At 63.9% G+C, this 11,143-nt stretch carries 12 protein-coding genes and 1 tRNA gene; 6 read left to right on the top strand and 7 right to left on the bottom strand.

Annotated features, from left to right (window positions below; genetic code table 11):
• Nucleotides 1-211 precede the first annotated feature (211 nt).
• The 4 genes from P4U43_RS06675 to tmk form a co-directional block, all read right to left on the bottom strand.
• Nucleotides 212-284 (bottom strand) — tRNA-Thr (locus tag P4U43_RS06675).
• Nucleotides 285-365: 81 nt separating this feature from the next.
• Nucleotides 366-1,913 carry an alpha/beta hydrolase gene (locus P4U43_RS06670; protein WP_277358023.1) on the bottom strand — a complete coding sequence of 516 codons (1,548 nt, stop codon included), beginning with the start codon at nucleotides 1,911-1,913 and terminating at the stop codon, nucleotides 366-368.
• The gene (locus tag P4U43_RS06665; RefSeq protein WP_056546350.1) at nucleotides 1,910-3,073 is read right to left on the bottom strand and encodes a DNA polymerase III subunit delta'; all 1,164 of its coding nucleotides are present in this window, start codon (nucleotides 3,071-3,073) and stop codon (nucleotides 1,910-1,912) included. Before P4U43_RS06665 ends, P4U43_RS06670 begins: the two co-directional genes overlap by 4 nt.
• Nucleotides 3,070-3,684, bottom strand: a complete 615-nt coding sequence (gene tmk / locus P4U43_RS06660; protein ID WP_277358061.1) for a dTMP kinase — start codon at nucleotides 3,682-3,684, stop codon at nucleotides 3,070-3,072. Before tmk ends, P4U43_RS06665 begins: the two co-directional genes overlap by 4 nt.
• 219 nt (nucleotides 3,685-3,903) lie before the next feature.
• Here tmk and P4U43_RS06655 point away from each other — a divergent pair, with 219 nt between their 5' ends.
• Together P4U43_RS06655 and P4U43_RS06650 are read left to right on the top strand one after the other, a co-directional pair.
• Nucleotides 3,904-5,049, top strand: coding sequence for a trans-sulfuration enzyme family protein (locus P4U43_RS06655; protein WP_277358022.1), 1,146 nt, complete (start codon nucleotides 3,904-3,906; stop codon nucleotides 5,047-5,049).
• A 9-nt stretch (nucleotides 5,050-5,058) separates the two neighbouring features.
• The gene (locus P4U43_RS06650) at nucleotides 5,059-5,379 is read left to right on the top strand and encodes a DUF2516 family protein (protein WP_056546359.1); all 321 of its coding nucleotides are present in this window, start codon (nucleotides 5,059-5,061) and stop codon (nucleotides 5,377-5,379) included.
• A gap of 14 nt (nucleotides 5,380-5,393) precedes the next feature.
• On the opposite strand, the gene P4U43_RS06645 is transcribed toward P4U43_RS06650, so the two are convergent.
• The gene (locus P4U43_RS06645) at nucleotides 5,394-6,191 is read right to left on the bottom strand and encodes a class I SAM-dependent methyltransferase (protein ID WP_277358021.1); all 798 of its coding nucleotides are present in this window, start codon (nucleotides 6,189-6,191) and stop codon (nucleotides 5,394-5,396) included.
• Nucleotides 6,192-6,271: 80 nt separating this feature from the next.
• On the opposite strand from P4U43_RS06645, the gene P4U43_RS06640 reads away from it, so the two are divergent.
• The gene (locus P4U43_RS06640; RefSeq protein WP_277358020.1) at nucleotides 6,272-7,027 is read left to right on the top strand and encodes a phosphoglyceromutase; all 756 of its coding nucleotides are present in this window, start codon (nucleotides 6,272-6,274) and stop codon (nucleotides 7,025-7,027) included.
• An 80-nt stretch (nucleotides 7,028-7,107) separates the two neighbouring features.
• Here P4U43_RS06640 and phoU read toward each other — a convergent pair whose 3' ends face one another.
• Nucleotides 7,108-7,767 carry a phosphate signaling complex protein PhoU gene (phoU, locus tag P4U43_RS06635; protein ID WP_277358019.1) on the bottom strand — a complete coding sequence of 220 codons (660 nt, stop codon included), beginning with the start codon at nucleotides 7,765-7,767 and terminating at the stop codon, nucleotides 7,108-7,110.
• Between the two features lie 173 nt (nucleotides 7,768-7,940).
• On the opposite strand from phoU, the gene P4U43_RS06630 reads away from it, so the two are divergent.
• Both P4U43_RS06630 and P4U43_RS06625 read left to right on the top strand, forming a co-directional pair.
• Nucleotides 7,941-9,185: a sensor histidine kinase gene (locus P4U43_RS06630; protein WP_277358018.1), complete on the top strand. Its 1,245-nt coding sequence runs from the start codon at nucleotides 7,941-7,943 to the stop codon at nucleotides 9,183-9,185.
• Nucleotides 9,182-9,862, top strand: coding sequence for a response regulator transcription factor (locus tag P4U43_RS06625; protein ID WP_056546368.1), 681 nt, complete (start codon nucleotides 9,182-9,184; stop codon nucleotides 9,860-9,862). The genes P4U43_RS06630 and P4U43_RS06625 overlap by 4 nt, the downstream gene beginning before the upstream one ends.
• Here P4U43_RS06625 and P4U43_RS06620 read toward each other — a convergent pair.
• Nucleotides 9,859-10,389, bottom strand: coding sequence for a hypothetical protein (locus P4U43_RS06620; RefSeq protein WP_056546369.1), 531 nt, complete (start codon nucleotides 10,387-10,389; stop codon nucleotides 9,859-9,861). The genes P4U43_RS06625 and P4U43_RS06620 overlap by 4 nt on opposite strands.
• Nucleotides 10,390-10,656: 267 nt before the next feature.
• On the opposite strand from P4U43_RS06620, the gene P4U43_RS06615 reads away from it, so the two are divergent.
• Entirely contained in the window at nucleotides 10,657-11,139 is a 483-nt protein-coding gene (locus P4U43_RS06615; RefSeq protein WP_167990786.1) for a CarD family transcriptional regulator, read from the top strand.
• The last annotated feature ends 4 nt before the right edge of the window (nucleotides 11,140-11,143 follow it).

Here is an 11,143-nt window from a genome sequence, read left to right as displayed (position 1 = left end):
GCTCTTCGGTGCGGAGGGTAGGAGGTGCCGTGCTACGGCGGTCTCCACCATTGGTATGGCGTGGAGGAGCCGTCGGCGCCTGCCGAGCAGGTGACGAAAAAGTGACGAAGTGGCAGGGAGCGTCGAAGCACAAGAGGTCACACACGCTGCAAGCAAAAGCAAGTGGAGTAGGAAGAACCCCTACGATCGGGGGAATCTAGGGCACAAAAAGAGCCTCCTGCCAGAGTCGAACTGGCGACCTTCTCATTACGAGTGAGACGCTCTACCGACTGAGCTAAGGAGGCTTGCCGCGGATGAGCTGCGCTAACGCAAAGGCTCATTCCACAAGCAATAACTGTATAAGAGCATAAGCTCACTGGTCAAAATCAGCAGCGAACGCCGTCGTCGGGAAGAATGCCCTCGATCAGGAAATCATCCACGAGAGACTCGATGCATTCGCCGGACCGGCCGTAGGCGGTATGCCCCTGCCCCTCCCAGGTAACATGCACGGCGGATTCCAGCTGGTCCGCGAGGGCCAGCGACCACTCGTAGGGCGTCGCCGGATCTCCCGTGGTTCCGATTACGAGCATCGGCGGCGCATCCGGCGCGCTGGCGGGGGAGGGCTCGAGCACCGGTTCGTGCGCCCACTCCTTGCAGGCGAGCGCTCCGTAGCTCAGGTATTCACCGAAGACCGCGGATGAGGCTTCGAGCGCTTCCGCCTGTTGCTCCATGACCGCTGGGTCGGCCGGCATGGGGTAGTCGAGGCACGTCACCGCGGTGAAGGCCGCGGACGCGTTGGTGAGGTAATCGCCGTCGGGCTCCCGCTCTGCGCCGAGGTCAGCGAAGCGGAGGAACTCCGTGGGGTCACCCTGCAGCGCCTGATCGATCGCGGCGGTCAGGGCCGGCCAGCTGGCACTGTCATATAGCGGAAGCACGAACCCCTGGAAAAACGTCCCGATGGTGACCAGCCGCCCGTCGGCAGCCGTCATGGGGCTCTCCTCAACGGACTCGAACAACGCATCCACAACAGCCACACCCTCGTCAACATCACCGGGAAGCGGGCACTCGCTCTGCGATTGGCAGTCTGCGACGTAACTGCGCAGCGCCTCATCGAACGCCGCGACCTGCCCGGCTGTGATCTCAGCCGAGCTCAGGGAAGGGTCTACGGCGCCATCGAGTACAAATCGCCCAACATTGTCGGGGAACAGTTCTGCGTACGCAGCGCCTAGCTGGGTGCCGTAGGAAAACCCGAGATAGTCGAGCTGTTCCTCACCGACAAGGGCCCGCAGGATGTCCATGTCCTTCGCGGCGCTCACGGTGTCGATGTAGCCCAGCAACTCACCGGTGCGCTCGGCGCACAGTTCGGCGTACTCCGCTGAGTCCGCTTCGAGGATCTTGAGGGCCTCCGCATCGGTGGCATCCGCCGGTATCGTCTCGGTCCGGGCCTCGTCGCGTTCCTCATCCGTCAGGCACTTCACCGCAGAAGACCGGTTGACCCCGCGGGGGTCAAACCCAATCACGTCGTAGGACTGGCGCAGCCGATCGCTGAGGATGAACTCAGCGGAGTCGCGGACCAGGTTATAGCCGGAAGCTCCCGGTCCGCCCGGGTTGACCAGGAGAGAGCCCTGCGAATCCCCTGACGCATCCAGCCGGATGGCCGCGATCTCGATCGATTCCCGTCCCGGATCGCTGTAATCAAGAGGAACCTCGACTGTGGCACAGGCGAAATCCTCCTCGCACTCCTCCCAGACAACTTCCTGCGAGTAGAACTCCCGGAGGTCTTCCGGAACTTCACCGATCACCTCCGCCGGTGCCGTCGACGCGCCGGTCTCGGGGCCCGCAGTGCACCCGGAAAGCACCAGAGCAACGACGACGGCGGCAGCACCTGCCAGCGCACGCAGCGGTGAGCGGCGCGCGGGTTGGGAGTGGGTCACGCGGAAAGTTCCTTCTCTGGGAGCAGGCTGACGGCCATCGCTTCGATGGCCAGCAGGGGGGCAACATTTGTTCCAACGATCCGCGTGCGCACTTTGTTGATGGCCTCAATGCGCCCCAGGGTCTCCTCCGGCGTGCCGTGTTCGGCGTAGCGCTCAAGCTCAGGCCGCAACGGCTCGTTCACCAGGTATCCGGAGGTGCCGAGCTGCAGCATGAGGACGTCACGGTAGAACGAGGTGAGATCGGTCAGCGCGCGGTCGAAGTAGTCGTTCTTGGAGCGCTTCGCCCGCCGGTTCTGATCGTCCTCCAGTCGCTTGACCTGCGCACGGATGGCAGGCGGGAGAGTGCCGGACTCGGGGGCACCGAGGGAGACCAGCAGCGCGGCTTTCTCCTCGGCGTCGCGTTGCTCGAAGGAGCTCTGCGCCTCGGCTTCAGCGAGCTTCACGAGATCCGCAGCCGCCCTCATGGCACCGGCAATGTTGCGCAGGTTGAGGGGTAGCCGCACTATCTGGTTGCGCCGCTCGCGGGCATCGCTGTCCGTAGCAAGGCGCTTCGCCACTCCAATGTGGCTCTGGGCGGCGCGGGCCGCAGCCTCGGCGATGATCGGATCAATCCCGTCACGCCGCACCAGCAGGTCCGTGACAGCGTCAACGGGCGGAACGCGCAGGCTGACCGAGCGGCAGCGAGAGCGAATGGTCACCAGCACGTCTCCGGGACTTGGTGCGCACAAAAGCCAGATCGTGCGCGGGGGCGGTTCCTCGATGGCCTTCAAAAGGACGTTTGTGCTGCGCTCCTGCATGCGGTCCGCATCCTCGACGATGATGACGCGCCAGCGGCCCGTTGACGGCTTGTCCTGCGCCTTCCGCACCAGCTCGCGGGCTTCATCGATGCTGATGGTGACTTTCTCGGTGGTCACATTGGTGACGTCCGCATGCGAGCCGGCCAACGCCGTCGTGCAGGCCTTGCACTCCCCGCAACCGCGTTCCTCCAGCAGCGGGCGGTCGCAGAGCAGAGCGGCGGCGAAAGCCCGTGCGGCGTTGGAGCGTCCGGAGCCGGGAGGTCCGGTGAACAGCCAGGCGTGGTTCGGCTGCTCAGCGGCCGCGGCGCGGCGCAGTTGTTCAACGGCGGCAGCCTGACCGGTCAGGAACGTCCAGACGCTCATGCCAGATGCTCCCGTACGGCGCCCACGATCGTTGCTGCCAGCACATCAACGGGATCCGACGCGTTCAGCACCAGATACGCCTCCGGATTCAACGCCGCCTGGTCGCGGAAAGCCGCCCGGATCTGCTCGTGGAAGGAGTCCGGCTCCGATTCCATGCGGTCTTCCTGCGCCGCTGTGGAGGTTCGGCGGCTGCGGCCTTCCACGTGGTCAACATCGAGCAGTACCGTCAGATCCGGCCCGAGCCCCTCCACCGCCCAAAGGTTGATCTCCAGCACGCTCTCCGCCCCGAGGCCCCGTCCCACGCCCTGGTAGGCAACGGAGGAGTCGATGTATCTGTCACAGATGACGACGTCGCCGCGCTCCAGAGCGGGCAGGATCACCTGATGCACGTGGGCGGCACGCGAAGCGGCGAAGATCAGTGCTTCCGTCCGCGCGTCGATGTGCCCGTGCCCGTGATCAAGCACCAGGGAACGCAGCTTCTCACCGATTTCAGTACCACCGGGCTCGCGGGTGCGCACCACCGTTTGGCCGTCGGCCTGAAGAGACTCCGCCAGGCGCGCGGCCTGCGTGGACTTGCCGGCGCTGTCTCCGCCCTCGAAGGCAATGAACATGCCGCGGGTAGGGCGGGAAGTCTGGGATGTCACTGGATCAGCCTACCGACTCAGCCCTACAGCCCGCGCAGCCTGTGGAGAACACATAGAATCGATCCACCGGCCGTGCCGGGCAACTGCCAACTCAGAGTTGATAGTTTCAACCGGCTATCTTCAGCGCGCGCGTCATCCGCGGCGCTGGATTACCGCCCGCATCATTCGGCAACTTAACCTGATCCAATGACCCAGCACGCGGACCTTGCCCCGGATACCCTCACTGTGGCCGCAGGCCGCCCGCCCCGTGAGCACGATTCCCCGGTCAACCCGCCCATTGTGCTGTCATCGACCTTCCACGAAACCGCACCGCCCACCGGGTCCGACCGCATCTACGCGCGCATGTCCAACCCCACCTGGGATCCCTTCGAGGAAGCCCTCGGGCAGCTGGAAGGTGCCGCGCTTCCGGCGCTCGCCTTCGCCTCCGGACTCGGTGCCGCAGCCGCAGCGCTCTCGCTCGTGCCCACCGGGGGAGTAGTGGTCATTCCCCGCCACGCGTATGGTGGATCGGTTTCGCTCGCGCTCGCAGAGGAAGCGCGCGGCCGCCTCTCGGTCAGGCAGGTCGACATTGCTGACACCGAGCAGGTCCTGTCACAGCTCGACGGCGCTGACATGCTGTGGCTCGAAAGTCCCACCAACCCGATGCTCGAGGTCGCTGAAACCGCGGTGCTGACGGACGCTGCCCACGCAGCCGGTGCCGCCGTCGTCGTTGACAACACCTTCAACACACCGCTGGTGTGCCGGCCGCTGGACTACGGTGCGGACGTCGTCCTTCACTCCGTCACCAAGTATCTGGCCGGCCATTCCGACGTCGTCCTCGGCGCGCTGGTCACCTCCGATCCTGAGCTGCGCTCCCAGCTGACCTCCTACCGGACACTTCACGGTGCCATCGCGGGGCCGTTCGAGGTGTGGCTGGCCCTCCGCGGTCTACGCACACTCGCGCTCCGGATGGAACGCAGCCAGGCCAATGCGCTGGAACTGGCCGTCAGACTCGAGCAGCATGCCGCCGTCCAACGGGTTCGCTACCCGGGGCTGCCCAACGATCCCGGCCACGAGCGCGCCACAGCACAGCTCAAGGGCTACGGCGGCATCATCAGTATCGAACTGGGCAGCAGAGAAGCCGCTGACGCGCTGGTCGAAGCGGTCCGCTTGTGGCTGCCCGCCACCTCGCTGGGCGGCGTTGAATCGCTGGTTGAACGACGACGGCGCCAGCCCGGTGAGCCCAAAACGGTGCCTGAGGCGCTGGTCCGGCTGTCCGTCGGCATTGAGAACGTTGAGGATCTCTGGGCGGACCTGAATGCGGCACTCTCCTCAGCGGCGAATACCCGGTAGGCTGAATCCGTGGAAATTGTGCTGCTGACCGAGTTGTGGCTCTTTCGTGTTCTCGGCTACCTCGCGCTCGCCATTGAACTGTGGGCCCTGGTCGATTGTGCCCGGCGCAAGCCAGCCTCCTTCGAGGCCACATTCAAGCGCACCAAGAGTTTCTGGCTCGGCCTGACTGCGGGCTCTGCAGCGATCGGGGCGCTCACCGCGTACTTCGGCGGTTTCGGCCTGTTCGGACTTCTGCAGCTCGTTGCGATTATTGCCGCCTGCGTGTACCTCGCTGACGTGAAGCCTGCGGTGAGCGAGGTTCAGGGAAGCGGGCCGTACGGCCCCTGGTAGGCCCTGCCCTCATTTCACCGAGGAGCAACCGCGTCCCAGGCAACAGTAATCTCGCCCAGACGCCACCGTGACGGGCCGTCGAGAAGCGGCCATCCGGCGTCGGACATCGCCGAGCACATCCCCAGCCAGCGCTGCCGGTTTCCGAAGGAGCCTAGGGGTGCCGCGTCGAGCCACGCGCGGTCGAGCGCCTGCAGGTAGTCGAACACGCGTTCACCGGGAACGTTCCGGTGGATCAGCGCCTTTGGCAGACGCTCGGCCACATCGGAGGGCACCGCGAATCCGCCGAACCGCAGCGAGATGCTCAGCGACGACGGGCCGTCCACGCTGATCGCCGCCCAGGTGGACCGGCGCCCAATTTCATCGCAGGTCCCGTCGATAAAGAGCCCGTTCTCCGACAGCCGGCTCCGTACCCGGTCCCAATGCGTCAGGTACTCATCCTCGCCGTACTGGCGCAACACGTTGAACGCTCGGACAACCACGGGACGCCGGCCCTGCAACGGCAACTCGAACCCGCCCTGGACAAAGCTCAAACCCGGCCGCTCAAGCGGAAGCGCAGCGCGGACGCGCCCGGGATCGATCTCCACACCGACCACCTGAACGTCATCCCTCACCGTACGCAGGCGGGTGAAGAGTTCAACAGCCGTGACCGGCGTCGCGCCGTAACCGAGGTCAACCACGAGCGGATCCTCCGCTGTCCGGATGCGCCACGCCTGCGGGCCGGCCAGCCAGCGGTCCGTGCGCCGAAGGCGGTTCGGGTTGGTTGTGCCGCGTGTGATCGCCCCAACGGGCTTCGCGGGCTGTCGTATCGGCACCGTTCAAGGTTACGGGTAATGAAACCGCTTGCCGCAGCACATCATGTGCCCCAGCTGGCCAAATACGGCAGACTGGATCCATGACTTCTTACAAACTGATCCTGCTGCGCCATGGCCAGAGCGAGTGGAATGAAAAGAACCTTTTCACGGGCTGGGTGGACGTGGCGCTGACGGAACTGGGCCGCAAGGAGGCCGTCCGCGGCGGCGAGCTCCTGGTGGAGCATGACCTCCTGCCGGACATCGTGTACACCTCGCGCCAGAAGCGGGCCACCATCACCGCCAACCTCGCGCTGGAGGCGGCTGACCGCACCTGGATCGACGTCAAGCGCAACTGGCGCCTCAATGAGCGCCACTACGGTGCCCTGCAGGGCAAGGACAAGGCCCAGACCCTCGCCGAGTTCGGCGAGGAGCAGTTCATGGAGTGGCGCCGCTCCTATGACACGCCACCGCCGCCGCTCGACGATTCGAGCGAGTACTCCCAGGCCAATGACCCCCGTTACGCGGACCTCGGCGATGATCTTCCGCGCACCGAGTGCCTAAAGGACGTCCTCGAGCGGTTCCTGCCGTACTGGGAATCGGACATCAGCGTTGACATCAAGACCGGCAAGACCGTCCTTATCGCCGCCCACGGCAATTCCCTCCGTGCCCTCGTCAAGCACCTCGACGGCATCAGTGATGAGGACATCGCCTCCCTCAACATCCCCACCGGCATCCCGCTGGTCTATGAACTGGATGAGGACCTCAAGCCCGTCAAGGCCGGTGGTACCTACCTCGACGCCGACGCCGCCGCTGCCGCAATTGAAGCTGTCGCCAACCAGGGCAAAGCCAAGCACTAGCAGCCGAGCGACGCCCAGCACCCACCCACGACGGCGGCCCGCCTCCCAAAGGAAGCGGGCCGCCGTCGTCGGTGGTTGCATCAGTTCAGCGGAGCGCTGGGCTGCCACTCACCGGTGACCAGGTAGGTGACCTTACGCGCAACGGAGATGCCGTGGTCGGCGAAACGCTCGAAGTACCGGCTGGCAAGGGTGACATCCACGGTGGTAGGAGCGGACGCATTCCAGTCAGCAGCGGCAACCGCCTTGAAGACGCCCGCGTGCAGCTCGTTGATCCGCGCGTTGTGGGTGTTGATCTCGAGGCTCAGCTCGAGGTTGCGCGTTTCGAGCAACTCGGTGACCTTGTTGGCAATCGCAATGTCGAGCTGCGCCAGCTCAACGAAGGTGGGCCGGATGCTCTCTGGAATCACATTCTCCGGGAAGCGCAGGCGGGCCAATTGCGCGATGTGCCGGGCGAGATCGCCCATCCGCTCAAGCGACGCACTCATTCGCAGGGCGCCCACAATCATGCGCAGGTCACTTGCAACCGGTCCCTGGAGGGCGAGTACGTCAATCGCGCGTTCGTCGAGGTCGTTCTGCAGGAAGTCGATGCGTGCATCCGCGGCGATGACTTCCTGTGCAAGCTCTGTATCCGCTGCCTCGAACGCTGTGGTGGCCTTCTGCATGGCCTCCGAAACCAGCTTCGAGATCTCGATGAGTTCTTCGCCGATTTGGTGAAGCTCCGCCTGAAAAACCTTACGCACGTGGGCGTCCTTTCCCTTTGAGGTGCTGAACGGGCGCAGATGCGCAGTCCTGTTCAGCACGTTTTCAGCTGCCCCTTAACTGTTACGCATCTTTAGGTGAACGTTAGTTGAACCACCGGTCCAAAGCCACCGGATCAGCAGGGGTGGGTGCATTCACGGCCTAAGCTGGATCCGTGGATCCTGTACTGCTGATGCTCGTGGCCGGGCTGGTCGGTCTCGCCATCGGTGTGGCCGGCATGCTGGCGTTCCGGGCCAGCGAGGCGCAACGCCGTGCCCGCCTTGATAGTGATGAGCCGGTGCTCCCCAAAGGGGCTGCTGATGTCCTTTCCGTCGTGGGCCGCGCGTATGTCATCGTCGACGGGATCGACGGCGTTGTCCGCGCCAGTCCTGCGGCGTACGCTTTCGGTCTGGTCCGCGGCCACACCATCGTGCACAGCGAACTCCTTGACCTCACCGCACGGGTGCGCCGGGACGGAGTCATCGAGGAGCGCCAGCTGGAACTGCCGCGCGGCCCGCTGGGGCAGGGCACCATCATTGTGCATGCCCGCATCGCGGCCCTCGGCGAGGAATACATCCTCATCCTCGCGGACGACCGCACCGAGATCACCCGCACCGAGGAGATCCGCAATGACTTCGTCGCGAACGTATCCCATGAACTGAAGACACCCGTCGGTGCTATCTCCCTCCTCGCCGAAGCCCTTGATGATGCAGCCTCCGACGAGGTGGCCGTCCGCCGGTTCGCCCAACGGATGCATAAGGAATCAGGCAGGCTCTCAGCCCTGGTCCAGGACATCATCGAGCTGTCACGGCTCCAGGGAACCGACGTCGTCCGCCGCGGCAAGGCCGTCAATATCAATGCGGTGATTGCCGAAGCAGTGGACCGCAACAAGCTTCCCGCCGAGAGCAAGCAGATCGACATCGTGGTCGGCGGAAAGATCGACGCACCGGTCTACGGAGACCCGGACCTCCTCATGACCGCCTTCCGGAATCTGATCGACAATGCCATCCGCTATTCGCCGGATGGAACCAGGGTGGGTGTTGGGCTGCGCTCACGCGACGGCCTGGCGCAGATTTCCGTTACGGACCAGGGCCTGGGCATCACTCCCGAGGAGCAGGAGCGGATCTTCGAGCGCTTCTACCGCATCGACGCGGCGCGTTCACGGCAGACCGGCGGCACGGGCCTCGGGCTGAGCATCGTGAAGCATGTGGTGTCGAATCACGGCGGTGAAGTGACGGTGTGGTCGCAGCAGGGCCAGGGCAGCACGTTCACCGTCCGTCTGCCGGAGATGGAAACAGCCGACGACGACGGCGCCGGGCCGGCGGCGAGTGTCACCTCGGGCGCGGTGCAGGAGAGCAGGCACGAAAGTGCCGGCAATGACAAGGGCAGCAGTGTCCAGAATCAAGGAGTGAAAGCGTGAGCCGCATCCTGATCGTTGAAGACGAAGAATCCTTCAGCGACCCCCTGTCCTACCTGCTGGGCAAGGAGGGCTTTGACGCCGTCGTCGTGGACAACGGGCTTGATGCGCTGACCGAGTTCGACCGCGGGGGCGCGGACCTGGTCCTCCTCGACCTCCAGCTGCCGGGCCTTTCCGGTACGGAAGTATGCCGCCAGCTGCGGCAGCGCTCAAGCGTCCCGGTCATCATGCTGACCGCCAAGGATTCAGAGATTGACAAGGTCGTGGGACTGGAACTGGGTGCCGATGATTACGTCACCAAGCCCTACTCATCACGGGAGCTGGTGGCCAGGGTGCGCGCTGTGCTGCGCAGGCAGGGTGAGCCGGAAGAGTTGGTCTCAAGCACTGTCGCGGCTGGGCCGGTCCGCATGGATGTGGAGCGCCACGTTGTGAGTGTCAGCGGGGAGCAGGTTTCGCTGCCGTTGAAGGAGTTCGAGCTGCTCGAGATGCTGCTGCGTAATTCCGGGCGTGTGCTGACCCGCGGGCAGCTCATTGACAGGGTGTGGGGCTCGGACTATGTGGGGGACACCAAGACCCTCGATGTCCATGTGAAGCGTCTGCGCGGAAAAATTGAACCGGATCCTTCAAGCCCCCGGCACCTTGTGACGGTGCGGGGGCTGGGCTACAAGTACGAGCCCTAAAGCTCTTCCTCTTCTTCAACAACTTCTTCGATGGGGGTGGGCGGCGGGGTGTAACCGCCGGGAACAAACTCGCGGTACTCCTCGAGCGTTCCGTCGAGGACTGGCACCCGGATACTCTCGCTCTCGGAGTTCACGGTGAATTCGAGGTCAACCAGCGCTCCAGGAATCTCGCTGATGCCTTCCAGAATGCCGTCGTCGCCCACTTCGTCTTCGAAGACATACTTGCCGTTTGCGTCGATGGTGACCTGCGAGTTTTCATTCTCGCCGTCAATCGTTACCTGGACAGGGGAGTCTGACTCGTTGAAGAGAGTACCCAGCAGGGTTCCCGGCTCGCCCTCATCCGACGTGATGATGAGGATGTTGCGCAGAAGCACGGGGCCCACGCGGTCCACGATTCCGTCCGAGGCGGAATACTCGATGGTGGTGGCCTGCTCATTCACTGCGGAACAGCCGGTTGCTCCAAGGAGAGCCAGTACAGCGGTTCCGGCAGCTGCCAGCTGTACTCGTTTCTTCGGGGCACTGTTCACGGCACTAACTCCTGTGGGTATGGTCGCGCGGACCGACGGACAACACTGGTGAACAGCCTATCGGCAAAGAGGGTGATTGTTGGATTTCAACGAAGTTCATCAGCCGCCGGTGACCGGTGGAAGCACCCTCGCAAGCACCAATTTTGCTCTGCGTCAAGAGCGGAATGATATCCAATTGGTCGCTCTTCTCCCCGCTGACCTGCGTAAACGCGTCATCGGCGTGTCGTTTCCGTGATAAACTGATCTGCGGGAAAGGGGTTTATCCACATGGTTTTTGAGGTCGGCGAAACAGTTGTTTACCCTCACCACGGCGCAGCGAAGATCGAAGAGATCAAGATGCGCACCATCAAGGGCGAAGAGAAGATGTATCTCAAGCTCAAGGTGGCACAGGGTGATCTGACCATTGAAGTTCCAGCAGAGAACGTTGACCTTGTCGGCGTACGTGATGTTGTGGGCAAGGAAGGTCTTGAGCACGTCTTCGACGTACTCCGGGCTGAATTCACGGAGGAGCCTACCAACTGGTCACGCCGGTACAAGGCAAACCTGGAGAAGCTCGCATCGGGAGACGTCATCAAGGTTGCCGAAGTAGTTCGGGACCTCTGGCGCCGCGATCACGATCGCGGTCTGTCTGCCGGTGAGAAACGGATGCTGGCGAAGGCTCGCCAGATCCTGATCTCCGAGCTGGCCCTGGCGGAGAAAACAGACGAAGAGAAGGCAGCTACGGTACTCGACGAGGTACTGGCTTCCTAGCAGG

Source organism: Arthrobacter vasquezii, assembly GCF_029455255.1.
In the GTDB taxonomy this organism is placed as follows: Bacteria; Actinomycetota; Actinomycetes; order Actinomycetales; family Micrococcaceae; genus Arthrobacter_D; species Arthrobacter_D parietis.
Note: the sequence above shows the minus strand (reverse complement) of the source record. Positions and strands in the feature narration are given on the sequence as shown.